This is a genomic window from Roseateles saccharophilus, from assembly GCF_031458095.1.
In the GTDB taxonomy this organism is placed as follows: Bacteria; Pseudomonadota; Gammaproteobacteria; order Burkholderiales; family Burkholderiaceae_C; genus Pelomonas; species Pelomonas saccharophila_A.
Genome location: NZ_JAVDXU010000001.1, coordinates 1,911,137 through 1,936,662, shown reverse-complemented (window position 1 = coordinate 1,936,662; position 25,526 = coordinate 1,911,137). Strand labels below are relative to the sequence as shown.

Sequence of the window (25,526 nt, the reverse complement as noted above, 5' to 3'; positions counted from 1 at the left end):
GGGAGGATCTCTTGCAATACCCGTCATCCGCCGGGCCGCTGCCGGCCGTCACCGCGGCGCCCACGCCGCGCAGCTACAAGCTCCGGGCCTGGGGCGCCGTGGCCGCGCTGGTCGCCTTTCTGGGCATCTATTTCGGCCTGGCCGGCTGGTTTGCCTGGACGGCCTGGCGCCTCGGCCAAAGCGCTTTCGCGGGCCGCAGCGACGGCTTCTGGGCGGGGCTCGTCGCGCTCTGCGCGGCCCTGCTGGCCGTCTTCATGCTGAAGGCGCTGTTCTTCCGCCAGCGCCGCGCCGAAGACCACAGCCTGGAGATCCAGTCGAGCGACCAGCCGGCGCTGTTCGTCGAGCTGAACGCCATCGCCGATGCCGTCGGCGCGCCGCGCCCGCACCGGGTGCTGGTGTCGGCCCGCGTCAATGCGGCGGTGTTCTACGACCTGTCGCCGCTGAACCTGTTGTGGCCGACCAAGAAGGACCTCGAGATCGGCCTGGGTCTGGTCAATGTGCTGAACCGCAGCGAGCTGCGCGCCGTACTGGCCCATGAGTTCGGCCATTTCGCGCAGCGCGCCATGGCCGTGGGCCGCTGGGTCTATGTGGCCCAGCAGATCGCCGCGCGGCTGGTGGCGCAGCGCGACATGCTGGACCGCTTCCTGCAGGCCTTGAGCCGTTTCGACTTCCGCATCGCCTGGGTCGGCTGGGTGCTCAGTGTCATCGTCTGGGCCATCCGCAGCCTCGTCGACAGCGTCTTCACCGGGGTGCAGTTGCTGCAGCGCAGCCTGGGCCGCGAGATGGAATACGGCGCCGACGCCGTGGCCGTCGCGCTGACCGGCAGCGACGCCCTCGTCCATGCCTTGTACAAGCTGCAGACGGCCGACATGGACTGGGACCGTGCCGCCGGCGTGGCGGGCGAACTGCGCGCCAAGGAGCAGTGGGTGGGCGACCTGTTCGCGCTGCAGGCGGCCATCTCGGAGCGCACCGGCCGCATGCTGGACGATGCCGACTATGGCCGGGTGCCGGCCGCCCAGGGCGGTCCCAGCCGCCTCTTCGACACCGCCGACAGCGCCGTGCCGCAGATGTGGCGCACCCATCCGCTCAACCACGAGCGCGAAGCGCGCGCCAAGGCTAACTACAGGGCCAGCGAGGTGGATGAACGCAGCGCCTGGACGCTGTTCGAGAACGCCGCCGCACTGCGCGAGCAGGTCACGCGCCGGCTGATCGAGGCGCCCGGGTCTGCCCAGCCCATGGACGAGGCGGCCCTGCAGGCCGCGCTGGACGAGCGCTTCGGCGGCGAGCTGCTGCAACCGCGCTACCGCGGTGCCTACCTCGGCCGTGCGCTGACCCGCCATGTGGCCGAACCCGGCCAGCTCGTCGGCGCATTGCCTGGAGCCGCCGAGGGCATCCAGCGCCTGGCCGCCCTCTACCCGGCCAGCCTGGGCGAGGCCGTGCGCCGCTGGCGCCGCATCGACGCCGACAAGGAACCCGCCGAGCACGCCGAGTTGCTGGCCGAGCTGCGCCGTCACGACGAAGCCGCCCGCGCCGCCCATCTCGCGCTGGCCCGCGTCCTGGGCGATGGCAGCGAGGCGCGGCTGCGCGGGCTGCTGGCCCAGCTGCACTACACCGAGCACACGACGGCCAATCTGCGCGACCTGCGCGGCGTGCTGGCTCACACGGTGCACGTGCTGACGGTCGGGCGCATCACCAATGCCGTGCGCGATCGCGTGCTGGGCGCGGCCGAGGCCCTGCACGAGGGGCTGATGGACCTGCATGGCCAGGCCGGCCTGCTGCGCCTGGACGCTGCCACGCTGAAGCGCCTGGAGGTGCAAAGCTGGCCTGCTGCCCTGGGCGAATTCAAGCTGCAGGCGCCGGATTACGGCAACCTCGGCGACTGGCTGAACGTCATCGACGGCTGGATGGACGGGGCCGAGCATGCGCTCAACCGCCTGCGCGGCGCGCTGCTGGGCGAGTTGCTGGCGGCCGAGGACCGGGTGGCCCGTGGCGAAGCGCAACCAGCGGCGGCCGAGACGCCTGCGGCGCCGCCGCGCTACGTCACCTTGCTGGAGGGGGCCGAGCGCCCGCGCGACCTCAGCCCCAGCCTCTGGGCGCGCTTCCTGGCCGCGCAGGGCCGTGGTGCGGCGGCGGCGCGCATCGCCGTGGCCGGTGGCATCGTCGTCGGTGTGCTCGGCTTCGGTGGCGGCTATGGCGACATCGGCGTGCAGGTGCTCAACGGCCTGGACCGCCCCGTGCGCGTGCGCGTCGGCGGGGCGAGCGCCATCACCCTGCCTGCCTTTGGTTCGGCCACGGTCGGCCAGGCGCCGGACGCCCACCTGCCCATCGTGGCCGAGACGGAGCAGGGGGAGCTCATCGAGCGCGTCGAGGTGGCCCTGGAGCATGGCCCGGGCCGGCCGGTCTACAACGTCGCCGGTGCCGCGCCGCTGGTCGAGCTGACCTACACCTATGGCCGCGACACCGGCTCGGTGCCGCCCAGGATGCTGGGCGCGCAGCGCTGGGTCACGAGCCAGGCCGACGTCTTCTTCGGCGATCCACCCCACAGCGTGTCGGTCAAGCAGGGGCAGACGGAGACCCGGCGCGTGCTGCACAGCGCCGCAGATGCCATGCCGGGCCTGCAGCTCTCACTGCTGGGTGACGACACCGCCGCCGCCGAGCGTGTCAGCGAGGCGCATCTGCACTGGGATCGCCGCGATTCGCCGCTGCGCCTCATCTGGCTGAGCCAGCTGCAGGGCCGACCGGCGCACGACAAGCTGCTGGCCGCAGCGCTGGCGCGTGAACCGGCCAGCATCGAGCTGCAGCGCGAGCGCTTCGACACGCTGCCCGCCGACGAGCTCAAGCGCGTTTGCGGCGAGTTGGGCCGCCGTGCGGCCGCGGCGGATGCGGACGGCAACGCCGTCTATCTGGCGGCGCGCTGCCTGCCCGACGGGCCCGTGCGCGACGCGGCACTGGTGGCCGGCCTGTCGCGTTTCCCCCAGCACCCCTGGCTGGCCTACGGGGCCGCCTGGGCCGAGGCTGGCAATGCCAACTGGCGCGTCGCCCTGCGCAACTACGAGCTGGCCCGTGCCGAGCCCACGCTGGCGCCATTCGCGACCGTCGAGGCCAACCGGCTGCGCCGCCTACTGGGCGAGAAGCCCCTGGACAGCGTGGCCGAGCGCATCGGGCCGCCCAGTCGGCTGCAGGCCGCCCTGGGCATCAAGGAGCAGGCGGGCACGCTGATCTCGGAACCCGAGGTCTATGCCAGCTTGGCCGCGGGGCGGCTCGATCAGGTGCTCCAGCTGGCGCCCAACCCGCACGCGCTGCGCCTGGCCGCGGCTTCCGATGGAGCGTCGCTGGAGTTGCGCGGGCTTGCTCGGGGCTTGTCGGCCGATCAGGGGCTGGATCGGGACACCTATTGGACCGCGCTGGCCCTGGCCGAACGCGAGCGCTGGACCCTGCCGGCGCTGCCCAAGGGCTTGCCCGGCGTGGACGCCCAGGAGCAGGCCAAGCTGGAGGCTTTCCGCGCCGCGCTGCACAGCCCCGCCACGCTGGCCGGCGCCGAAAGGCATCTGCAGGGGCTGTCGCTGGAGCTGCGCGGCCAGGCCTACAGCATGGCCACAGTGCTGCTCGGCGAGCGCACGCCGCCGGCCTGGCGTGAAGCCGCCAAGCGCCTGCTGCTCAGCCACGAGCGGCCCTACTTCAACTGAATCACAATGTTCCGAAGCCCGGCCTCGGCCGGGTTTTTCTGTTTGGAGAGGACAAGACCCATGCTCAGAGGACAACGTGTCGGCCTGCGCTATGTCACCGAGGACGACCTGCCCTGGCTCAAGCGCACGACCGGCGACCCGCAGGTGCGCGGCCCTCATCTGGGTTCGCGCATGATGACGCCGCATGCGGTCGACAAGCGCTGGCAGGACAACGGCTTCGCCAACGAGGATGCCGAGCGCCTGCTCATCTGTCACCTGATTGACGGTTCGGTCATCGGCGACGTGGTGCACTTCGCCGCGGCCCGCTACACGACGGCGCGCGAGATTGGCTGGACCCTGGCCGACGTCGCGATGCGAGGCCAGGGGCTGGCCAGCGAGGCGGCCGCGCTGCTGGTGGATTATCTGTTCGAAAACTGGCCGGTGAACCGGCTGTCCTGCGGCATGTCGGTGCACAACCATGCGTCACGGCGCGTGGCGGAGAAGTGCGGCTTCACGCACGAGGGCATCCAGCGCGGCGTCGTCTTTGTCGGCGGCGAGTATGTGGACTGCCATTCGCTGTCGCTGCTGCGCAGCGAATGGATGGCGATGAAGGGCAGGAGCAAGTGAAGGACAACAGCAACCGCGAATTCGACCTGATCGTCTTCGGCGCGACCGGCTTCACGGGTCGTCTCGTGGCCGAGTACCTGCACCTCAGCGGCGCCGCCGGCGCGCGTTGGGCGATCGCGGGGCGCAGCCTCGACAAGCTCGGCAAAGTGCGCGATGAGCTGCATCTGCCGGCCTCCGTCGCGCTGCTGAAGGCCGATGCGAGCGATGCGGCGGCGCTGAAGGCCCTGGTTGCGCGCACTCGCTGTGTCATCACGACGGTCGGCCCCTACCAGCTCTATGGTGAGCCCCTCGCGACGGCTTGTGCCGAGGGCGGCACCGACTATGTCGACCTCTGCGGCGAGCCGCTGTGGATGGCCCGCATGATCGACAAGCTGACGCCGGCAGCGCAAAAGAGCGGGGCGCGCATCGTCTTCTCCTGCGGTTTCGACTCCATCCCCTTCGACCTCGGCGTCGTCTATCTGCAGGCCGAGGCTGAGAAGCGTTTCGGCGCGCCCCTGCCCGAAGTGCGCGGCCGCGTCGCCCGCGTCAAGGGCACGGCCTCGGGCGGCACCCTGGCCAGCATGATGGAAACCATCGAGGCCGTGCGCCGTGAGCCCGCGCTGATCAAGGTCATGGCCAACCCCTTTGCGCTGACGCCGGGCTTCAAGGGCCCGCGCCAGCCTGGTGGCCAGACGGCGGACTTCGACGACTGGGCCGACCACTGGAGCGGCCCCTTCTTCATGGCCACCATCAACACCAAGAACGTGCATCGCAGCAATGCGCTGCGCGGCCATCCCTGGGGCACCGATTTCATCTACAGCGAGAAATTGCTGACCGGCAAGCCCGGCCAGGCCGACAAGGGCCGCAAGAAGGCCGTCGCCCTGGCGCGCTTCAACAAGCTGCAGAACCTGGCCCTGGGCTTTGGCCCGACGCGGGCCCTGCTGCGCCGCTTCGTGCTGGCCAAGCCGGGTGAGGGCCCGGACAAGGCGGCCCGCGAAGCTGGTCATTACGAATGCTGGTTCACCGGCAAGTCGGCTCAGGGCGAGCTGCTGCGCGCCGTCGTCAAGGGCGACCGCGACCCCGGCTATGGCTCGACCTGCAAGCTCATCAGCGAGACGGCCCTGTGCCTGGTGCAGGACGTGAACCGCGACGCGACGCCGGGTGGTGTCTGGACGCCGGGCGCCGCCATGGGCCTGGCCCTGGTGCGCCGCCTGCATGAACGGGCCGGCCTGACGTTCGAGATCGCGGCTTGAGGGGCCGGCCGCGCTGGGCGGTCAGCCAGCCGTGCATGCACTGGACGCTGCAGGGCAATCTGGCCGAGACCCTGGCGACGCTGGAGGCTGCGGCCGCCGCTGGCGCCGAAGGCTGTGTCTGTACCGAGCTGGCGCTGACGGGCTTTCATCGCCGCCTGCCCGAATTGCTGGACGCGACGGCCTTGGTGGACGCCGAGGCCCAAGTCCGTGCGGCCTGTCAGCGGCTGGGCATCGCGGCCGTTCTCGGCGTGCCGACGCTGGGCGAAGGCGGCGCGGTCTTCAACAGCCATCTCTACATCGACGCAGCCGGCCGTGAACTGGGCCGTGTGCACAAGCGCGGCCTGACCGACAGCGAGGCGAGCTTCTTCACAAGGGGTGGCGCACGGTGCTGGACAGCCATAGGCGGCCTGCTGGCGACCTCGGTGCTGTGCCGCGAGATGCTGGATATCGAGGCGCTGCTGCCCGAACTGCGCGTCCCTGTTGCCGACGCGAGGCTGCGCGTCATCTTCTGGCCCAGCTATATCGCCGAATCCGATGCCGAGCAGACGGCCTTGTGCCAGGCCTACCGGGCCGGTGCCGAAGTCCTCGCCCGCGAGCTGGACGCCTGGGTGCTGCAGAGCAACTGGCCGGTGGCGCTGAACGCGCCCGAGCAGCGTGGCTTCGGCGCGGGCGTCGTCATCGCGCCCGGTGGCGGCTGCGTGCAGACACTGCCGCGCGATGCGGCAGCGCTGGCCGTCGTCGAGCTGGCTTAGCGGCGGCGCTTGGCCAGCCAGGCCAGGGCGCCCAGGCCGCCGAGCAGCAGGGCGCCGCTGGCGGGCTCGGGCACGGGGGCCAGGTTGCCGGTCACCGTCACGGCGTTCAGGCCCCAGCCTTCGTCGCCCAGGCCCTGGAAGCCGGCGCGCGCCGAGCCTTCGAAGGCGTTCGGGCTCTCGTAGTTGAAGACGAGCTGGTTGCTGCCGCCGGCCAGCGTGACGGGCAGGCTGATCATCAGCTCCTTGGTGCTGTTGTTGACGACACCGACGGTGGCACCGTTGGGGTCGACCAGCACGCGGCTGAGGCCGCCGCCGCCGATGTCCCAGGTGCCGCTCAGCACTTCGCTGCCGTTCAGCGTCACATGCAGGATGTCGATCCAGAAGTTGTCGCCGTCCAGCGTGGCATAGCCGGCCAGCGTGAAGGCGAGCTGGCCAGCGCCCGCACCGGCGGCGAAGTTCAGCGCCACCGAGTTGTTGGTCTCGAGGGCCGCCGTCGGCGCCGGCAGCGTGTAGAGCGTCGCGGCCCATGAAGGCGCGGCGATCAGCAAGGCGGCGGCGAGCAGGGGCAGTCGAGGCTGGAGTGACATGGCGGTCTCCGATGAGGAATCGGCGAAATCTATCCGCGACCGCTCATAACTGCGCACTTCGAATTTGGGGGTGGCCCCCGAGCTGCGGGGGCTCAGGCGCGCCGGATCAGGGCCGCATAGCAGCCGCGCCGCGCGAAATGCGCGTGGATGTAGGCGACCTCGGGCTGGGCCAGCAGGCGTTCGATGAGGCCCTCGATGGCCTGGCCGTCGATGATGTCGGCATCGACCATCAGGCCGGCGGCGTCAAAGGCGCGCAGCGACAGCAGGCGGCGGCGCAGCGCCCCGGGCACGGTGTCGACGGCGTCGAAGGCTTGGCTGGCCTGCTCGCGCACGAAGATGGCGTGGCGGGAGCGATAGGGCGTGTCGGCGGGCTGGTGCTCGTGGTTGATCAGCAGGACGCTCTCGTCGGGCGTCGTGTCGCGCAGTTCGACGCGGTCGGGCAGGCCTTCGCCGCGATAGCGCAGGGCGCCATGGGCGGCGAGTTCGGCGTCGCTGAGGCCAAAGAGGTGGGCGAAGGGCTGGGCGGACAGGCCGGTGATGCGAAAGGGCATGGCGTGCTCCTGGTTGGGATGAGTGCCATTCTTCGCAAGCGGCCCGCTCAGGTCTGGCCGCTATCGGACATGGAGAGCCCATTGCCCTGGGGCTAGGAGGCTCTAGTCGCGCCCGGCCGGGCGCTCGAACGCGTTGTCCACCCAGCTTTCGGCAGCGGACTGGCTCAGCCGGAAGCCGGCAGCCACCTTGACCTGGGCGAGCTGTTCACCGGCCGCGTCGTGAGCGCGCAGCCAGGCAAAGGGGTCGTCCTCGCTGGGCACGATCTCCAGCGAGATCTTCAGCCAGTTGCCGTCGCGGGCGACGTACAGGGCCTTGTTGAGCTGGGCATGGAGTTGCTGCTCATGGCGGCGTATGACCTCGGACGCCGTCTTCACCAGCGTGTTGAAGGCATTGCCGTCCAGCGGCTTGGGGTTCTTCTTGTCGCGCCCCATGGTCCAGGGGCCGACGAGGGCCGGCTCGCTTTCGCCGGCCTTGTACATGGCGACGGCCCAGCCTTCGTCGTCCTCGTTCTTGATGACCTGGGCGGTCCAGCCGTTGTCGCGCCACAGGCGCGCTTCATACAGGGGTTCGTCGGTGTCGGGAGCGGACATAAAAATGGCGGGCTGGTGAGCCCGCCATTGTCCGCTCCCGCCGGAAGGCTTCAGCCGTTGCTGGCCGGCTGGACCGCCGGGGCGCGCTGCACGCGGGTCTTGCCACCGGTCGTGACCAGCACGACGGGGTCGCCGCTGTTGAAGGTTTCGGCGCCCTTGGCCTGGACGATGGCGCGGCGTTCGCCGTTGCGCAGCTGGACGATGATTTCCAGGGCGTCTTCCTTGGTGGCCGAGCGCTCGATGGCGTTGCCGATGACGGCGCCGGCGACGGCACCGATGACGCCGACGACGGCGCCTTCACGGCGGCCGCCGACCGAGCTGCCGGCAATCGCGCCGGTCACGCCGCCGGCCACGCCGCCAACGCCGCTTTGCGAACCGTCGACGGTGACGGGACGGGTGGACAGCACGGTGGCGTCCTGGATCTGCGACAGGCGCTGCGCGTCACCGCGCTGGACGACGTCGGGACTGGTCGTCGAGCAGGCCGAAAGCACCAGGGCCGCGGCCAGGGTGAGGGAAGTCATGAGCTTGGACATTCGAATACTCCTTGGGCAAAACGGCAGCCCAACGTCCGCAATTGTCCTGCCGTTGACGGCTGGATGCCCTGGACTACAACTCTTTACCGTTGGCGGTCAACGGGGATCACCCCTGCGTCAGCCATGCAGGCGCGAGCTGCGCGGCACGCTGGCGAGCAGGAATTCCATCTGGTCGGCCAGGATGCGGCGTCCGCGCAGGATCATGTCCTCGTGCAGGCTGGGGACATAGGGCAGATAGAGCAGGCTCATATGGGCCTCCTCCGGCATGCGGTTGCCCTTGCGGCCGTTGCAGGGCCGGCAGGCGGTGATGCAGTTCATCCAGGTGTCGTAGCCACCGCGCGAGGTTGGATGGATGTGTTCGCGCGTCAGGTCCTCGGGCAGGCAGTGGTGGCCGCAATAGGCGCAGACGAAGCGGTCGCGCACAAAGAGCTTGCTGTTGGTCAGGGCCGGCGCCTGGCGCCAGGCCCGGCTGGGAACGGCGCCGCGCACGGCAATGATGGGGTGGACCTCGATGCGCGACTGGCGGCCCGAGATGCGCTGCCAGCCCCCGCGCAGCACCTGGCAGGGGTCGCCCAGCGTCCAGGCGACACCGTCGCAGGCATAGATCACGGCCGCTTCACGGGTCGTGATCCAGGCCTGGGGGCGGCCGGAGACATCGAGTTGGAGCACATCCACAGAAGTCAACCTCCTACCGGAGACTACTTCAGAAGCGACCTGCCGCTCAAGCGCCGGGCCATGACACGTGGCGGTGGTGTCTGTATTTGGGGCCGAGCGCCGGGCCGCCCCTAGCCGGCCCGTTGGGCGAAGTGCTCGCGGCTCGATGCCGCGAGCATCGCCGTCCCCGCGGGGGACCGACCAGGCGCGCCCGCGTTCAGCGTGCGGGACCGGGCGAGGGGCTGGGGTCTACCCTAGGTGGGCGGCAGTTTTAGGCACAACACCCTAGGATTTAGTCGGACTGGACTGGCGCTGTCGCCGGAGCGACCTGCAAAATAGAACGATCGTTCGTTTTATTCCTGCCTGGTCTGTCCGTGAGCACGCTGCCCCTGCCGCCCAAGAAAACCGCCCCGCTGCGCGTTGCGAAGCCGGCCCGCGTTGCGCGCTCGCTGCAAAAAGGCCAGCAGACCCGCGCCGCCATCCTCGAAGCCGCCCTGGGCCTGGCCTCGCACATGGGCCTGGAAGGCCTGTCCATCGGCGCCCTGGCCGACGTGACGGGCATGAGCAAGTCGGGCGTCTTCGCCCACTTCGGCTCGCGTGAGGAACTGCAGATCGCGGTCGTGACCGAGTATCACGCCAAGTTCGAGGAAGAAGTCTTCTTCACCGCCATCCGCGAGCCGCGCGGCCTGCCGCGGCTGCGCGCCATGTTCGAGCGCTGGGTGCGCCGCGTCTCGGTCGAGGTCGACTCCGGCTGCATCTACATCAGCGGCGCCGTCGAGTTCGACGACCGGCCCGGCCCGGTGCGCGACGCTCTCGTCGCCATGGTCAAGGCCTGGCATGCGGCCCTCCAGAAGGCCATCACCCTCTCCATCGGCGAGGGCCATCTGAAGGCCGATGCCGACGTCGAGCAGATCTGCTTCGAACTGCATGGCCTCATCCTGTCCCTGCACCACGACGCGCGCTTCATGCGCATTCCCGGCGCCCTGGCGCGCGCCGGCACCGGCTTCGAGCGGACCATCCAGTTCTATGCCACGCCGCTCGGCCTGCAGGTCGACCAGTCGCGCAAGCCTCCCAAGAACGGCGCCGTCAAGCGCTGAACCGATTCACCACCACTCTCACCGTAGTCCCAGGAGTACCCGATGCCCCAGTACACCCCGCCCATGCGTGACATGCAGTTCGTCATGCACGAGCTGCTGAACGTCGTCGACGAGCTGAAGATGCTGCCCGGCCACGAGGACATCGACGCCGACACGATCAACGCGGTGCTCGAGGAAGGTGGCAAGTTCGCCGCCGAAGTCATCGCCCCCATCAACCTCAGCGGCGACGCCGAGGGCTGCGTGCTCGACAAGACCACGCACGAGGTCAAGCCGCCCAAGGGCTTCAAGGAAGCCTACAAGCAGTACGTCGAAGGCGGCTGGCCGGCGCTGAGCTGCGACCCGCAGTTCGGCGGCCAGGGCCTGCCGCATCTGGTGAACCAGTTCTTCTACGAGATGCTGAACTCGGCCAACCAGGCCTGGACCATGTACCCGGGCCTGAGCCACGGCGCCTACGAGGCCCTGCATGCCCACGGCACGCCCGAGCAGCAAGCCCTGTACCTGCCCAAGCTGACCAGCGGCGAGTGGACCGGCACCATGTGCCTGACCGAGCCCCACTGCGGCACCGACCTCGGCATGCTGCGCAGCAAGGCTGAACCGCAGGCCGACGGCACTTACAAGATCACCGGCTCGAAGATCTTCATCTCGGCCGGCGAGCACGACATGGCGGACAACATCGTCCATCTGGTGCTGGCCCGCCTGCCGGACTCGCCCCAGGGCAGCAAGGGCATCTCGCTGTTCGTCGTGCCCAAGTTCAACGTGAACGCCGACGGCTCGCTCGGCTCCCGCAACCCCGTCTTCTGCACCGGCCTGGAGCACAAGATGGGCATCCACGGCAATTCCACCGCGCAGATCACGCTGGAAGGCGCTGTCGGCACCATGGTGGGTCAGCCCAACAAGGGCCTGGCTGCCATGTTCGTCATGATGAACGCGGCCCGCCTGGGCGTCGGCAACCAGTCCCTGGGCCTGACCGAAGTGGCCTACCAGAACGCCGTGGCCTATGCCAAGGACCGCATCCAGATGCGCGCCCTGAGCGGCCCCAAGTCGCCCGACCAGCCGGCCGACCCCATCATCGTCCACCCCGACGTGCGCAAGATGCTGCTGACGGCCCGCGCCTTCGCCGAAGGCGGCCGCATGCTGCAGGGCTACACGGTGCTGCAACTGGACAAGGCGCTGAAGAGCGACGACGAGGACGAGCGCAAGGAAGCCGACGCCGAAGTCGCGCTGCTGACGCCCATCATCAAGGCCTTCATCACCGACAACGGCTGGCTCGCCACCTCGCACTGCATGCAGGTCTTCGGCGGCCACGGCTTTATCCATGAGACGGGCGTGGAGCAGTTCGTGCGCGATGCGCGCATCAACATGATCTATGAAGGCACCAACACCATCCAGTCGCTGGACCTGCTGGGCCGCAAGGTACTGGGCAACAACGGCGCTACGCTGAAGAAGTTCGGCAAGAAGATCGCCGCCTTCATCGAAGAGGAAGGCACCAACGAAGCCATGCAGGAGTTCGTGAACCCCCTCGCCGACCTGGGCGACAAGGTCAACAAGCTCACGCAGGAAATCGGCATGAAGGCCTTCGGCAACCCCGACGAAGTCGGTGCGGCGGCAGTGGACTACCTGCGCGTGGTCGGCCACATGACCTTCGCCTTCTTCTTCGCCCAGGCCGCCAAGATCGCCCTGGCCAAGAAGGACAGCGGCGACCCGTTCTACACGGCCAAGCTGGCCACGGCCCGCTTCTACTTCGCCAAGCTGCTGCCTGAGACGGCCAGCCTGATCCGCACCTGCCGTGCGGGCCTGGCGCCGCTGATGGAAATGGAAGAAGCCCTGTTCTGAGACAAGGTCGAGCCTGCTCGACGACAAGGATGCCCCCCATGAAATTCCTGTTCGCTGCTGCCCTGCTGTTGCCCGCGTTTGCCTTGGCGCAGACTTCACCCGTGGGCCTGTGGAAGACCATTGACGACGACGGCAAAACCGCGAAGTCGCTGGTTCGCATCAGCGAACAGGGGGGCACCCTCGTGGGCAGCATCGACAAGCTGCTGGACCCCAAGGATCCAGGCGATTCCAAGTGCGACAAGTGCACGGACGACCGCAAGGACAAGCCCGTCGTCGGCCTGCAGATCATCCGCGGCGTGAAGGGCGAGGGCGACGGCACCTGGGGTGGCGGCGAGATCCTCGACCCCAACAACGGCAAGACCTACCGCACCCGGCTCAAGCCCATCGAAGGCGGCAAGAAACTGGAGATGCGCGGCTATATCGGCCCCTTCTACCGCACGCAGACGTGGATCCGCGTGGAGTGAAGTGGCCCCTCGCCCAGGCTGCCGCGCTGGACGCGGGTCAGCCTGGTCGGTCCCCCGAGGGGACGGCGATGCTTGGCGGAATGACCGCAAGCACATCGCCAACCGGGCCGGCTTGGGGCGGCCCGGCGCTCGGCCCGAAGGGCAATGAACAACTGGCAAACATGGAGAATGAAATGAGTCGATTCCAAGTCCGCAAGGTCGCCGTGCTCGGCGCCGGCGTGATGGGCGCGCAGATCGCCGCCCACCTCGTCAACTGCAAGGTGCCGGTCGTGCTGTTCGACCTGCCCGCCAAGGAAGGTGCCAAGAACGGCATCGTCACCAAGGCCGTCGACGGCCTGAAGAAGCTCAAGCCCGCGCCGCTGGGTGACTCGGCCGAAGCCGCGCTGATCCAGCAGGCCAACTACGAGGAGCACCTGGAAGTGCTGCGCGGCTGTGACCTCATCATCGAGGCCATCGCCGAGCGCATGGACTGGAAGCTCGACCTGTACACCAAGATCGCGCCCTTCGTTGCCCCGCACGCCCTGGTCGCTTCCAACACCTCGGGCCTGAGCATCACCAAGCTCTCCGAAGTGCTGCCCGAAGAAATCAAGCCGCGCTTCTGCGGCATCCACTTCTTCAACCCGCCGCGCTACATGGCCCTGGTCGAGCTGATCAACACGCCGACCACGCGCCCCGAAATCCTCGACCAGCTCGAAGCCTTCGTCACCACGTCGCTGGGCAAGAGCGTCGTGCGCGCCCATGACACGCCCAACTTCGTCGCCAACCGCGTCGGCATCGCCGGCATGATGGCCACGATGATCGAGGCCGAGAAGTTTGGTCTGACGGTGGACGTCGTCGACGACCTGACCGGCAAGAAGCTGGGCCGCGCCTCGTCGGGCACCTTCCGCACCGCGGACGTCGTCGGCCTGGACACCATGGCCCACGTCGTCAAGACCATGCAGGACAACCTGAAGGACGACCCCTTCTACAGCACCTACGCCACGCCGGCCGTGCTGGCGGGCCTGATCCAGAAGGGCGCCCTGGGCCAGAAGAGCGGTGCCGGTTTCTACAAGAAGGTCGGCAAGGACATCCAGCGCCTGGACTTCGCCACCGGTGAATACGTCGCCGGCGGCAAGAAGGCCGATGAGATCGTCGCTCGCATGCTGAAGAAGCAACCGGCCGACCGCCTCAAGCTGCTGCGCGAATCGACCAACCCGCAAGCCCAGTTCCTGTGGGCCATCCTGCGTGACAGCTTCCATTACGCCGCCGTTCACCTGAACACCGTGGCCGACACCGCCCGCGAGATCGACTTCGCAATGCGCTGGGGCTTCGGTACGCAACAGGGCCCGTTCGAGCTGTGGCAAGCCGCCGGCTGGAAGCAGGTCGCCGAGTGGATCTCGGCCGACATCGCCGACGGCAAGACCCTGTCCAGCGCGCCGCTGCCGGCTTGGGTCACCGAAGGCCCGGTCGCTGAAGCCGGTGGCGTGCACACGCCGCAAGGTTCCTGGAGCGCCGCTGAAGGCAAGTTCAAGCCGCGCAGCGAGCTGCCGGTCTACGCCCGCCAGGCCTTCCCGGAAAGCCTGCTGGGCACCGGCGCCGCTGACCCGCTGAAGAGCGGCACCGAGCTGTTCAAGAACGAGGAAGTGCGCGTCTGGACGCTGGACGGCGAAGTCGTCATCGCTTCCATCACCGCCAAGCTGCACCTGATCAGCCCGGCCGTCACCGAGGGCCTGCTGAAGGCGGTCGAGATCGCTGAAGCCGACTACAAGGGCCTGGTGATCTGGTCGCCGGACGATGTGTTCTCCGCCGGTGCCAACCTCGAGAGCCTGATGCCCGTCTTCATGAAGATGGGCAGCAAGGGCATCGCGCCGGAAGAGAAGAAGCTGCAGGACATGATGCTGCGCCTGCGCTACGCCAATGTGCCGGTGGTCGCCGCGATGCGCGGCCTGGCCCTGGGCGGTGGCGCCGAGCTGGCCGTGCATTGCGCCCGCCGCGTCGCCCATGTCGAGAGCTATGTGGGCCTGGTCGAAGTCGGCGTGGGTCTGATCCCCGGCGGTGGCGGCCTGACCTATATCGCCCGCCGCGCCGCCGAGATGGCCGCCGCCGGCAATGCCGGTGCCGACATCCTGAGCTTCCTGAAGGACGGCTTCCTGACCGCGGCTACCGCCAAGGTCGCGACCTCGGCTCATGAGGCCCGCAAGAACGGCTTCCTGCTCGACAGCGACATCATCGTCCCGCACAAGGACGAACTGCTGCACGTGGCCACGGCCACGGTGAAGGGCATGAGCGAGGCCGGCTACCGCCCACCGCACAAGCTCATGTTCCCGGTCGCCGGCCGCAGCGGCATCGCGACGATCAAGGGCCAGGTCGCCAATATGCGCGACGGCGGCTTCGTCAGCGCCCACGACTACCACCTGGCCGCGGCGATTGCCGACGTGGTCTGCGGTGGCGAGGTCGAGGCGGGTTCCCTGGTCACCGAGGAGTACCTGATGGCCCTGGAGCGCAAGCACTTCTGCTCGCTGCTGGACAACCCCAAGACGCAAGAGCGCATCATGGGGATGCTGCAAACCGGCAAGCCCGTCCGCAACTAAGGCCATCACTCGTGAACCGGCTTCAACGCACCCTTGCCAAGCTGGACGGCCTGCCGTCCCCGCTGCGTGGGCCTGCGCGAAATTTCGCGCTGCGTCGCGCGGTGCCTTTCACGGGAACCGCCTCGCTGGATTTCGTTGCGCTCACGCCCGAGCGCAGCGAGATCCGCGTCGCCAACAAGCGCCCGGTGCAGAACCACATCAAGGGCGTGCACGCGGCCGCCATGTCGCTGCTCGCCGAGACCGCCACCGGCATGGTGGTGGGCATGAATGTGCGTGACGACTGCCTGCCGCTGTGCAAGTCGCTGCAGGTGAACTTCCGCAAGCGCGCTACCGGCGGCCTGGTCGCCAAGGCGCACCTGACGGCGGCGCAGCGCCATGCGATGGCCAACGAAACCAAGGGTGAGGTCAAGGTCGCCGTGACCGTGACCGACGAAGCCGGCATCGAGCCGATCGAGTGTGAATTTGTCTGGGCCTGGGTGCCCAAAGAAAAGCCCCAATCCCAAGACCTTGCGGGACAGACCGAAGCGCGTACCCGCGCGTAGCTCTGTCCCCAACTGACCAAGGAACAAACATGAGCAAGCAAGTCCAAGACGCCTACATCGTCTCCGCCACCCGTCTGCCCATCGGCAAGAGCGGCCGTGGCTACTTCAAGAACACCCGCCCCGACGAGATGCTCGTCAAGGTCATGCAGGCCGTGCTGGCGCAAGCCCCGGGCCTGGACCCCGCCGCCATTGAAGACGCCATCGTCGGCTGCTCCTTCCCCGAAGGCGAGCAGGGCATGAACATCGCCCGCGTGGCCTCGGTGCTGGCCGGCCTGGGCCCCACCATCGGCGGCGTGACCATCAACCGCTACTGCGCCTCCGGCATCACCGCCGTGCAGATGGCGGCCGACCGCATCCGCGTCGGTGAGGCCGACGTGATGTTCGCCGGCGGCGTCGAGTCCATGTCCATGATCCCCATGGGCGGCAACAAGCCGTCCCTGAGCCCGCTGATCTTCGAGCGTGACGAGAACATCGGCATCGCCTACGGCATGGGCCTGACGGCCGAGAAGGTCGCCGCCCAGTGGAAGATCAGCCGCGAGGCCCAGGACGCCTTCTCGGTGGAATCGCATCGTCGCGCCGTGGCCGCCATGCAGGCCGGTTACTTCGATGCCGAGATGACGCCCTTCGACGTCGTCGAGCGCACGCCCAACCTGGCTGACGGCACGGTCAACACCAAGACCCGCACCGTCAAGCTCGACGAAGGCGCCCGCCCCGACACCTCGCTGGAAGGCCTGGCCAAGCTCAAGCCCGTGTTCGCCGCCAAGGGCAGCGTCACTGCCGGCAACAGCTCGCAGACCTCCGACGGCTCGGGCGGCCTGCTGATCGTCAGCGAAGCGGCGCTGAAGCGCTTCAACCTGACGCCGCTGGCCCGCTTCGTCTCCTTCGCCGTCAAGGGCGTGCCGCCCGAGATCATGGGCATCGGCCCCATCGAAGCCATCCCCGCTGCGCTGAAGATGGCCGGCATCTCGGCCAAGGACCTGGACTGGGTCGAGCTGAACGAAGCCTTCGCCGCCCAATCGCTGGCCGTGCTGAACGACCTCGACAGCAAGGGCATCGAGCTCGACCGCGCCAAGGTCAACCCCAACGGCGGCGCCATCGCCCTGGGCCACCCGCTGGGCGCCACCGGTGCCATCCGCGCCGCCTCGGTCATCCACAATCTGCGCCGCACCGGCGGCAAGTACGGCATGGTCACAATGTGCGTTGGCGCCGGCCAGGGCGCTGCTGGCATCTTCGAAAGGCTTTGAACCATGGACCGTCGCCGCGCGCTCAAGACCTCCACGGTGTTGCTCGCGGCGACACCACTGGCCGCCTGCACCGGGCGGCTTGAGACCTTCACCAGCTGGAAGCAGGCCCAACAGGCCGTGCTGGACCTGCTGTTCAACGAGAAGGTCGTGCAGGGCAATCCGTGGAATCTGAGCCAGGTCATGCAGCATCTGGCCCAGAGCATCGAGTTCTCGATGCAGGGCTTCCCGGCGCTCAAGGGCGCGTGGTTCCGTTCCTCCGTTGGCTCCGCCGCCTTCGCCGTCTTCAACGCGCGTGGCGCCATGAGCCACAGTCTGGACGAGCCCATTCCCGGCGCGCCGGCGCTGGACGCGTCACAGGCGCTGAAGACCTCGGTGAACCGCCTGCTGGCCGCGATGGACGCCTTCGCCCAATTCAACGGCACACTGCGGCCTCATTTCGCCTACGGTGAGCTGACCAAGCCGCAGTACGAGCGAGCCCATCTGATGCACCTGGCCAATCACTGGACCCAGTTCCACGCCAAGACGGCAACAGCGTGACGTCGCGCGGTTGACGCCTCGCCTGGCGTCGATGCCGTCCAATAGCGCCAGCACCTGCCGCAAGGAGTTCACATGACCATCAAGAGCTACACCGTCAATGGCGTCGCGACCCTCGAGATCGCCCGCCCCGAGAAGAAGAATGCCATCACCCAGGCCATGTACCAGGCCATGGCCGATGCGTTGCGTGCGGCGGACGCCGACCCGGCCGTGCGCGCCGTGCTGATCACCGGCCAGCCCGGCATCTTCACCTCGGGCAACGACCTCGAGGACTTCATGGCCGGCCCGACGCGCGGCGAGGACGCGCCGACCTTCCAGTTCATGCATGCCCTGGTCGACTGCGGCAAACCCGTCATCGCCGCCGTGACCGGTGCCGCCATCGGCATCGGCACGACCATGCTGCTGCATTGCGACTTCGTCTTTGTCTCGGATGAAGCCCGCCTGGCCATGCCCTTCGTGGCCCTGGGCCTGGTGCCCGAGTTCGCGTCCAGCGTCGTGCTGCCGCAGCTGATCGGCAACCGCCGCGCCGCCGAGAAGCTGCTGCTGGGCGACCCCTTCACCGGCGAGCAGGCCGTCGAATGTGGCATCGCCAACCGCGTGCTGCCGGGCAGCGAGGTGCTGAACCACGCGCGCCGCATTGCCGAGCGCTTCAACACGCTGGCGCCGGGCGCCGTGCGCGACAGCAAGAAGCTGATCCGCGACGCCCAGCGCGACGCCGTCAAGGCCGCCATCACGCGTGAGGCCGAGATCTTCGGTGCCCGCCTGCGCAGCCCCGAGGCCATGGAGGCCTTCCAGGCCTTCTTCCAGAAACGCGCGCCGGACTTCTCGAAGTTCAACTGAGCCCGGGCGCGCCGCCTGGCTTATTGCCGCGAGGGGAAGATCCCCTCCATGGCCACGCAGTAGCGCAGGCCCAGATAGGGGTTGCGCACGGCGAAGGGCAGGCTGCCGCCGGCCGAGGCGACCGAGACCGTCCCTGCGGCCATGTTGACGTCGGTCGGGGCTGCGCTGTAGTTGTTGGAGCGCGCCAGCCGGGCGGGTGAGGCGGCGGTCGGGGTGTCTGTGGTCCCGGTGCCTGAAACGCCGCGCAGCTGCGCTGCGTGGCTGTGTATCGGCATCTGGTTCTGCAGCAGGGTGACGTTTTCCACGCCGCCCACCTCGCCCTGGTCGACACTGGCCAGGCCCGGGCCCGGGCCCATGCCGGCGCCAACCGGCACGCGGCTGCGCAGGTCGGGCAGGGCGAAGGTGGTCCGGCCGTCGCCGCCATAGGTCGTGCCCATGAGCGCAAACACCGCCGTGTTTTGCGCAATCGACAGCAGGCGGCCGTCGGCCTCCAGATAGCCCCGTGGGCAGAAGGTGGCGGCCGTCATGCACACGGTGGCGAGGTAGGGCTCGGCGCCTGAACAGGCCATGGCCGAAGAGCCGGCGAGGCTGGCGAGCAATCCCCCGGCCAGCGAAACGATGGGGCGTAGTTTCATGGGGAAAGCCTTTCAGGGTGGGGTCGAGAAAGAAGGGCGCCCCGCTCCAGGCTGGAGAAGCGCGCCGCCGTTGAAATCTCGAGAAGGTCTCGGGCTTGCAGCAGCCCGCGGCCAGCGGGCGCCTTCAGCGGCGGCCGCGGGGTCGTCGCGACAGGGCCAACAGGGCCACCGCGGCAAGGGCCAGCGTGCCCGGCTCGGGCACGCGGTTGACGATGCCGCTGGAGCGGATGTCTTCAAGCTCGAAGAAGACGTCGAAGAAGCTCGCGAAATTGCCGTCGCTGCCGCCCCCCACCAGGCTTTGGAAGCCCGTATAGCTCGCCGATTCGCCGGGCAGCAGGGTGATCAGGACGGCGTTGCTCGCGCTGTCGAAGCTGAAGTTGTTGCTGGGCCCGGTGTTGAGGGTGTCCACCGAATGCTCGGTGGCGACCAGCTCGTTCAGGCCGGCGTCCTTGAAGCTCCACAGCGAATGGGCGTAGGCGTCGGCGCCGCTGGCGCTGACCGAGTTCGTGTACAGGCCGCGGAACAGGATGGTGAAGGTGTCGGTGGCCGAGCTGTTGGCCAGGCTGAGCGCATAGTCTGCGAACAGCGGTCCGACCGAGGACAGGCCGCCGCCCGCCATGCTGAATTGCACGCCGAACCCGTCACCCGTGGCGCTCAGCGCTCCGCCCAGGGAACTCGATGGCGAAATACCGGCCGGAGCGCCGCTGAAGGAGGCGAGGCTGTCGCTGCCACCGTTGCGGTACTTGAGCTGGCCGCTCTGGGTCGCCGTGCCCGTGGGCGCCGCGGAATTGACCGTGTCCAGCGTCACCGAGCCGTTGATGCTGAGCCCCACAGGCACCGGGCCGGCAGCGCTGAACGTGGCCGACAGCAGCAGGGCCGCCGCAAAGGACAACTGGGTGAAAGGCTTGCTCATCTCCAGCTCCTTGGCCCGAAAAGGCCTTGATATCGGTACCCGCATATCCCGTGCCGCATCGAACAAATCCACTGTATTCAAGGACTTGGCGCCCCAGTGGTGCAGCCCCGGCCGGCGGCTGTCAATCATTTCGACATGGAGTCAAACCCTCCTTGAAAATTGGCGTTTTGACGATGTCGCCGTCCTTGGTGGGCGGCATCTCCTTACACTCGCCGCGCCTGCCCATCCCCAACAGGGCCGCTGTATCCGGTCCCCTTAGCCGAATGAAGTTGTTCGTCGCCAAACTGCTGTTGGGCCCGCTCCTGCTCTGGCAAGGCCGCCGTGTGAGGGCCACTGCGCTGCGTCTGCCTGAGGCCGCAGGGCCGCGTGCGGCGGACGGCTCGGCGCTGCGCTTGCTCATCGTCGGCGACTCATCGGCTGCCGGCGTCGGCGCCTCCCACCAGGATGAAGCCCTGGCCGGCCGGCTGGCCCAGGCCCTGACGACCCGGCTCGGTCAAGCGGTGGGCTGGCAGCTCATCGCCACCAGCGGCCATCGCAGCGAACAGGCGCTCGCCGCCTTCGAAGCGGCCGAGGTGATACCGGCCGATGTGCTGATCACGTCGTTGGGCGTCAACGATGTCGTCGACCAGATTGCGCCTTCCCAGGCCCTGGCCGCACTCGACCGCATCCATGCGCTGGCGACCGAGCGTGCCGGCGTGCGCCTGAGCCTGCATTGCGCGGCGCCACCCATGCAGCAGTTCCCGCTGCTGCCCCAGCCGCTGCGCTGGTTCTTCGGCCGCCAGGCGGCGCGCTTCAATGCGGCCCTGCATCGTGCCGTGGCCGGCCAACCGGGCCGGCAGGTCTTGTTTCTGCCCGAAGCCATGCAGCGCAACGCCGCCGAGCTGATGGCGGAGGACGGCTTCCATCCCGGCCCGCGCGGCTATGCCCTGTGGGCCGAGGCCCTGGCCGACCGGGTTGTGGCTTCGCTGCCTCATCTCTCGATCCGCTCATCAAGTTGAGCGTTATGGGCGCCAGCCCATTCCTAGACTGCCCCCGCCGCAAACACGCGGCAGCACCGGCCGCGCGAACCCGCAGACGGCGGGCTCAATAGGAGACAAAACATGCGGATCGATATCCTCCGCCGGCGCCTGCGCCGGCTGGGTGCGGCGGCGTTCGTGCTCTTGTCAATGGCGACAGCCACGCCAGCGCTGGCGGCCTTCAGCCTCACCACCCTCTACGACGGCGGCAGTTCCTCCAAGCTGCAATACCAGGTGGACACCGGCGGCGGCCTGGTGTTCAAGGTCATGGCCTATGACAATGGCGTCAGCACCCAGTCCAAGGGCGACCTCTCCAGCCTCCTCTACAACGGCGTGCAGTACGCCGACGCCAGCCGCGGCTCGCAGCTGAACTCCGGCTTCGACTATCTCTACAGCAATGTCTCGGCCGTCGATGTGCAGGCCCAGATGATCAGCAGCACCGGTGCGGCCACCCCGGCATCCACGGCCGATGGCGGCGTCGTCAGCGGCGGCGCCTACGTGAAGATCACGGTGACGGTCTACAGCGCCAACGGCGGCGTGCTCAAGCATTACTACATGGCCAAGAGTGGCGAGCCGCGCATCTATATGGGCAGCTATTTCACCGAGGAGCCCGACACGCTGAACCTGGTGCGCTTCATCGTTCGCGTGCCCGTTGCGGTGCTGTCCAAGGGCGGCCCGGCCGGCACGCCCGGCGGCCTGGCCAGCAATGGCAGCTGGCCGCAGGACCTGCGCGGCACCGACACGACGGTCGAAGCGAGCGACGTGTTCGGCTTCTCCAGCGGCACGGCGAGCAGCGGACAGACGCGCTCCAAGCACTACTCCAATATGCGGCTGAAGGATTGGCAGTACTTCGGCGGCGTGAACAGCGCCGGCAGCGTCGGGCTCTGGTTCTACCGCGACAACAACGAAGGCAACTCCGGCGGACCGTTCTACCGCAGCCTGCTCAACCAGATCACGTCCACCAGCAACGAGCTGACCTATATCGTCAACTACGGCGAGGGCCAGACCGAGGCCTTCCGCCTGGGCGTTCTCAACAGCTACACACTGATGTTCACCAATGGCGGCGCGCCGGCCGCGCCCGACACCAGCTGGTTCTCGCTGATGGCGCTGGATGGCTATGTGGCGGCCTCCGGTCGTGGCACGGTGGCTGGCGTGGGCCTGTCGGGCACCGATTCCGCGTACACCTACACCGTGGGCTTCTCCAACGCCACGGCGCAGTACTGGGCCAGCGCCAACCTGGCCAACGGCGGCTTCTTCAAGAGCACCGGCATGCGGCCAGGGACCTACACGCTGACGGTCTACAAGAACGAGCTGGCGGTCTACACCGGCAGCGTGACGGTCACGGCCGGCGGCACGACGGCGCTGAACACGCTGGCGATCAACGCCGACCCTTCCGGCACGTCGGCGCTCTGGCGCATCGGCAACTGGGACGGTTCGCCCGCCGAGTTCCTGAACGGCAGCCGGCTCACGACCATGCATCCGACGGACGTGCGCATGAGCAGCTGGCTGCCGTCCACCTTCGTCGTCGGTTCGTCGAGCGCCGCCAGCGGCTTCCCGGCCTACCAGTGGAAGGACGTCAACAACGCGCGCGTCATCCAGTTCACGCTGACCAGCGCCCAGGTGCGCAACCTCACGCTGCGCCTGGGCACCACGGCCGACTTCAACGGCGCGCGCCCGCAGATCACCGTCAACAGCTGGACCTCGGCCATTCCGACGGCGCCGCCCAAGGGCTCACGCAATCTGACCGTGGGCACCTATCGCGGCGTCAACCGGCTCTACAGCTTCGACATCCCATCGACGGCGCTGGTAGCCGGCACCAACACGCTGACGATCAATGTCGTCAGCGGCACTTCGGGCACGGCCTATCTGAGCCCAGGCCTCTCCTACGACGCGGTCGACCTGATCGTGACGCCGTGACGCCTGGACTGCCGAGGCAGATCAGACCGTGATCGGCCTGGGCTTGCCTTCGCGGTCGATGGCCACATAGGTCAGGTTGGCCTCGGTCACCTTGACCACGTGCAGGTTCTCCGGGTCGCGCTCGGCCATGACCTCCACGTGCACCGAGACGGACGTGCGCCCCACGCGGGTGACGGTCACGTAGAAGCTCAGCAGGTCACCAATGGAGACCGGCTGCTTGAAGATGAACTCATTGACGGCCACCGTCGCGACGCGGCCGCGCGAGATGCGCGCCGGCAGGATGGAGCCGGCAATGTCGACTTGGGCCATGATCCAGCCACCAAAGATGTCGCCGTTGGCATTCGAGTCGGCGGGCATGGGCATCACCCGCAGCACCAGCTCGCGCTGGCCGGCGTGGGGTTGTGTGAGGCTTGAATCCTGGGTCATCGCTTCTACTTGCAACAATTCATCGATCCACATTCTCGGTCCTGCGCTTGAGATCCCTCACATCAGCATCCTCCGTGCCAGCCACGGCCGCCTCGGCTCCCGCCCCCCGGGGTGACTGGGGCACGGTCGGCCGCCTGCTGCCCTATCTGTGGCGTTATCGCTGGCGCGTCGGCCTGGCCCTGGCCTTCATGGTGGGCGCCAAGGTCAGCAATGTGGGCGTACCCATCCTGCTCAAGCACCTCATCGATGCGCTGGACCTCAAGCCGGGTTCGCCCCAGACTCTGGTCGTCGTGCCCCTGGGCCTGCTGCTGGCCTATGGCGGGCTGCGGCTGTCGACGTCCCTCTTCACCGAGCTGCGCGAGCTGATCTTCGCCAAGGCCACCGAAGGCACGGCACGCAGCATCTCGCTGCAGGTGTTCCGGCATCTGCACGACCTGAGCCTGCGCTTTCACCTCGAGCGCCAGACCGGCGGCATGACGCGCGACATCGAGCGCGGCACGCGGGCCGTGCATTCGCTGATCAGCTATTCCCTCTACAGCATCGTGCCGACGCTGATCGAGGTGGTGCTGGTGCTGACGCTGCTGGGCGTCAAGTTCGACGTCTGGTTCGCCGGCATCACCGTCGCGGCCCTGGTCGTCTACATCAGCTTCACCGTCGTCGTCACCGAGTGGCGCACCAAGTTCCGCAAGGCGCTCAACGAGCTGGACTCGGTGGCCCACAGCAAGGCCATCGACTCGCTGCTGAACTATGAGACGGTCAAGTACTTCAACAACGAGGACTTCGAGTCGGCGCGCTATGGCGAGAGCCTGGAGAAGCTGTACAAGGCCCAGCTGAAAAGCCAGCGGACGCTGTCCATGCTGAACACCGGCCAGCAGCTCATCATCGCCACCGCCCTGGTGCTGATGCTGTGGCGGGCCACCCAGGGCGTCGTGGACGGGCGCATGAGCCTGGGTGACCTCGTCATGGTCAACGCCTTCATGATCCAGCTCTACATCCCGCTGAACTTCCTCGGCGTCATCTACCGCGAGATCAAGCAGGCCCTGACCGACATCGAGAAGATGTTCCGCCTGCTCGACCGCGAGCGCGAGGTGGCCGACACGCCGGGTGCGACCGATCTGCAGGCGGGTGGCGCCAGCGTCGTCTTCGACAACGTGCGCTTTGCCTACGACCCGGTGCGGCCCATCCTGCACGGCGTCAGCTTCGAGATCCCGGCCGGCAAGAAGGTGGCCGTCGTCGGCCCCAGCGGTTCGGGCAAGAGCACGCTGGCGCGGCTGCTCTACCGCTTCTACGACATCGACTCCGGCGCCATCCGCATCGACGGCCAGGACATCCGCGCCGTCACGCAATCCAGCCTGCGCAAGTCCATCGGCATCGTGCCCCAGGACACGGTGCTGTTCAACGACACGGTGGCCTACAACATCGCCTATGGCCGACCCGGCGCCAGCCAGGCCGAGGTCGAGGGCGCGGCGCGGGCCGCCCATATCCACGCCTTCATCGCCGCCACACCGCTGGGCTACGACACCATGGTCGGCGAGCGCGGTCTCAAGCTGTCGGGCGGCGAGAAGCAGCGCGTGGCCATCGCCCGCACGCTGCTGAAGAACCCGCCCATCCTCATCTTTGATGAAGCGACGTCGGCGCTGGACTCGACCAACGAGCGCGCCATCCAGGCCGAACTGGAGTCGGTGGGCCAGAACAAGACGGTTCTCGTCATCGCCCACCGGCTGTCCACGGTGGTCGACGCCCACGAGATCATCGTGCTGGAGCAGGGCCACATCATCGAGCGCGGTCGGCACGACGAACTGCTGGCCAGGAATGGCCGCTATGCGGAGATGTGGAAGCTGCAGCAGTCGGTGGACTGATCATGCCCGCGGCCTGCATGCCGCGGTCCTTCACAGAGCGTCGGACAGCGCGCAGGCGCTGTCCTCGGGCCCTGCTCAGTGCGGCTTCTTGGGCTTCTCGAAGCTCTTGGGGCGGTAGACGTTGCCGTCCCATTCACCATCGGTGCGGCTGTCGCGCGCATCGTGAAGCGCGGACTCGCGGGCGCGGCGGATCACACGCTCGGCCTCCAGCGCGGCGGCTCGGGTCTGGCGCTGGCGGCGGCGCCAGCCCGTGAGGCGGGCGAATTGCAATTGCGCCCAGGACTGCAGGGCGGCCACACCGGCGTCCACCCGCGCCTGCCAGCGGTAGGGCAGGGCCATATGCACGCCCAGGGCGATGCAAACGACGAGGCCGGTGGCGGCGAGCACGGTCTGGAGCATGGGACTGAACTTAACCTAAACCGGCGTCAGAGACCACCTGCAGAC

24 protein-coding genes are annotated in these 25,526 nt (G+C 68.2%); 15 read left to right on the top strand and 9 right to left on the bottom strand.

Annotation, left to right across the window (positions count from 1 at the left end):
• Positions 1-11: 11 nt before the first annotated feature.
• The 4 genes from J2X20_RS08975 to J2X20_RS08960 are packed head-to-tail and all read left to right on the top strand — an operon-like array spanning position 12 to position 6,276.
• Positions 12-3,686 (top strand): M48 family metalloprotease, encoded by a 3,675-nt coding sequence (locus J2X20_RS08975; protein WP_310263541.1) that lies wholly within the window; start codon positions 12-14, stop codon positions 3,684-3,686.
• 60 nt (positions 3,687-3,746) lie between these two features.
• Positions 3,747-4,292, top strand: a complete 546-nt coding sequence (locus J2X20_RS08970) for a GNAT family N-acetyltransferase (protein ID WP_310263537.1) — start codon at positions 3,747-3,749, stop codon at positions 4,290-4,292.
• Positions 4,289-5,524 carry a saccharopine dehydrogenase family protein gene (locus J2X20_RS08965; RefSeq protein ID WP_310263535.1) on the top strand — a complete coding sequence of 412 codons (1,236 nt, stop codon included), beginning with the start codon at positions 4,289-4,291 and terminating at the stop codon, positions 5,522-5,524. Before J2X20_RS08970 ends, J2X20_RS08965 begins: the two co-directional genes overlap by 4 nt.
• Positions 5,521-6,276, top strand: a complete 756-nt coding sequence (locus tag J2X20_RS08960; RefSeq protein WP_310263533.1) for a nitrilase-related carbon-nitrogen hydrolase — start codon at positions 5,521-5,523, stop codon at positions 6,274-6,276. Before J2X20_RS08965 ends, J2X20_RS08960 begins: the two co-directional genes overlap by 4 nt.
• Here the strand turns inward: J2X20_RS08960 and J2X20_RS08955 are convergent.
• The 5 genes from J2X20_RS08955 to J2X20_RS08935 form a co-directional block, all read right to left on the bottom strand.
• The gene (locus tag J2X20_RS08955; protein ID WP_310263532.1) at positions 6,273-6,863 is read right to left on the bottom strand and encodes a PEP-CTERM sorting domain-containing protein; all 591 of its coding nucleotides are present in this window, start codon (positions 6,861-6,863) and stop codon (positions 6,273-6,275) included. The two genes, J2X20_RS08960 and J2X20_RS08955, sit on opposite strands and share 4 nt — an antisense overlap.
• Positions 6,864-6,955: 92 nt before the next feature.
• Positions 6,956-7,414 (bottom strand): DUF1203 domain-containing protein, encoded by a 459-nt coding sequence (locus tag J2X20_RS08950; RefSeq protein ID WP_310263530.1) that lies wholly within the window; start codon positions 7,412-7,414, stop codon positions 6,956-6,958.
• Between the two features lie 102 nt (positions 7,415-7,516).
• Complete coding sequence (locus J2X20_RS08945; RefSeq protein WP_310263528.1) at positions 7,517-8,005, bottom strand: hypothetical protein; 489 nt, start codon at positions 8,003-8,005, stop codon at positions 7,517-7,519.
• A 50-nt stretch (positions 8,006-8,055) separates the two neighbouring features.
• Positions 8,056-8,538, bottom strand: a complete 483-nt coding sequence (locus J2X20_RS08940; protein WP_310263526.1) for an outer membrane lipoprotein — start codon at positions 8,536-8,538, stop codon at positions 8,056-8,058.
• Positions 8,539-8,655: 117 nt separating this feature from the next.
• Positions 8,656-9,213 (bottom strand): HNH endonuclease, encoded by a 558-nt coding sequence (locus J2X20_RS08935; RefSeq protein WP_056203026.1) that lies wholly within the window; start codon positions 9,211-9,213, stop codon positions 8,656-8,658.
• Between the two features lie 362 nt (positions 9,214-9,575).
• Here J2X20_RS08935 and J2X20_RS08930 point away from each other — a divergent pair, with 362 nt between their 5' ends.
• The 8 genes from J2X20_RS08930 to J2X20_RS08895 all read left to right on the top strand — a co-directional run bounded on the left by J2X20_RS08930 (position 9,576) and on the right by J2X20_RS08895 (position 18,316).
• The gene (locus tag J2X20_RS08930; protein WP_310265140.1) at positions 9,576-10,289 is read left to right on the top strand and encodes a TetR/AcrR family transcriptional regulator; all 714 of its coding nucleotides are present in this window, start codon (positions 9,576-9,578) and stop codon (positions 10,287-10,289) included.
• Between the two features lie 42 nt (positions 10,290-10,331).
• Positions 10,332-12,122, top strand: coding sequence for an acyl-CoA dehydrogenase C-terminal domain-containing protein (locus J2X20_RS08925; protein ID WP_310263524.1), 1,791 nt, complete (start codon positions 10,332-10,334; stop codon positions 12,120-12,122).
• Between the two features lie 38 nt (positions 12,123-12,160).
• Positions 12,161-12,586 (top strand): DUF2147 domain-containing protein, encoded by a 426-nt coding sequence (locus J2X20_RS08920; protein WP_310263522.1) that lies wholly within the window; start codon positions 12,161-12,163, stop codon positions 12,584-12,586.
• Between the two features lie 173 nt (positions 12,587-12,759).
• Complete coding sequence (locus tag J2X20_RS08915) at positions 12,760-15,156, top strand: 3-hydroxyacyl-CoA dehydrogenase/enoyl-CoA hydratase family protein (RefSeq protein ID WP_310263519.1); 2,397 nt, start codon at positions 12,760-12,762, stop codon at positions 15,154-15,156.
• A gap of 11 nt (positions 15,157-15,167) precedes the next feature.
• Positions 15,168-15,698 (top strand): DUF4442 domain-containing protein, encoded by a 531-nt coding sequence (locus J2X20_RS08910; protein ID WP_310263517.1) that lies wholly within the window; start codon positions 15,168-15,170, stop codon positions 15,696-15,698.
• Positions 15,699-15,727: 29 nt separating this feature from the next.
• A complete protein-coding gene (locus J2X20_RS08905; RefSeq protein WP_310263515.1) occupies positions 15,728-16,942 on the top strand; it encodes an acetyl-CoA C-acyltransferase in 1,215 nt (404 codons plus the stop codon).
• Between the two features lie 3 nt (positions 16,943-16,945).
• Positions 16,946-17,479, top strand: coding sequence for a DUF1569 domain-containing protein (locus J2X20_RS08900; RefSeq protein ID WP_310263512.1), 534 nt, complete (start codon positions 16,946-16,948; stop codon positions 17,477-17,479).
• A gap of 72 nt (positions 17,480-17,551) precedes the next feature.
• The gene (locus J2X20_RS08895; protein ID WP_310263509.1) at positions 17,552-18,316 is read left to right on the top strand and encodes an enoyl-CoA hydratase; all 765 of its coding nucleotides are present in this window, start codon (positions 17,552-17,554) and stop codon (positions 18,314-18,316) included.
• Positions 18,317-18,336: 20 nt separating this feature from the next.
• On the opposite strand, the gene J2X20_RS08890 is transcribed toward J2X20_RS08895, so the two are convergent.
• Both J2X20_RS08890 and J2X20_RS08885 read right to left on the bottom strand, forming a co-directional pair.
• Positions 18,337-18,951, bottom strand: a complete 615-nt coding sequence (locus J2X20_RS08890) for a phage tail protein (protein ID WP_310263507.1) — start codon at positions 18,949-18,951, stop codon at positions 18,337-18,339.
• A 124-nt stretch (positions 18,952-19,075) separates the two neighbouring features.
• On the bottom strand, positions 19,076-19,864 hold the full coding sequence (locus tag J2X20_RS08885; RefSeq protein ID WP_310263505.1) for a PEP-CTERM sorting domain-containing protein: 789 nt from the start codon (positions 19,862-19,864) through the stop codon (positions 19,076-19,078).
• A 263-nt stretch (positions 19,865-20,127) separates the two neighbouring features.
• On the opposite strand from J2X20_RS08885, the gene J2X20_RS08880 reads away from it, so the two are divergent.
• Positions 20,128-20,862, top strand: a complete 735-nt coding sequence (locus J2X20_RS08880) for an SGNH/GDSL hydrolase family protein (protein ID WP_310263503.1) — start codon at positions 20,128-20,130, stop codon at positions 20,860-20,862.
• Between the two features lie 102 nt (positions 20,863-20,964).
• Complete coding sequence (locus J2X20_RS08875) at positions 20,965-22,797, top strand: rhamnogalacturonan lyase B N-terminal domain-containing protein (protein WP_310263501.1); 1,833 nt, start codon at positions 20,965-20,967, stop codon at positions 22,795-22,797.
• Between the two features lie 21 nt (positions 22,798-22,818).
• On the opposite strand, the gene J2X20_RS08870 is transcribed toward J2X20_RS08875, so the two are convergent.
• On the bottom strand, positions 22,819-23,223 hold the full coding sequence (locus J2X20_RS08870) for an acyl-CoA thioesterase (protein WP_310263497.1): 405 nt from the start codon (positions 23,221-23,223) through the stop codon (positions 22,819-22,821).
• Positions 23,224-23,297: 74 nt separating this feature from the next.
• Here J2X20_RS08870 and J2X20_RS08865 point away from each other — a divergent pair, with 74 nt between their 5' ends.
• Entirely contained in the window at positions 23,298-25,082 is a 1,785-nt protein-coding gene (locus J2X20_RS08865) for an ABCB family ABC transporter ATP-binding protein/permease (RefSeq protein WP_310263495.1), read from the top strand.
• 75 nt (positions 25,083-25,157) lie between these two features.
• On the opposite strand, the gene J2X20_RS08860 is transcribed toward J2X20_RS08865, so the two are convergent.
• Positions 25,158-25,481 carry a hypothetical protein gene (locus tag J2X20_RS08860; RefSeq protein WP_310263494.1) on the bottom strand — a complete coding sequence of 108 codons (324 nt, stop codon included), beginning with the start codon at positions 25,479-25,481 and terminating at the stop codon, positions 25,158-25,160.
• Positions 25,482-25,526 lie beyond the last annotated feature (45 nt).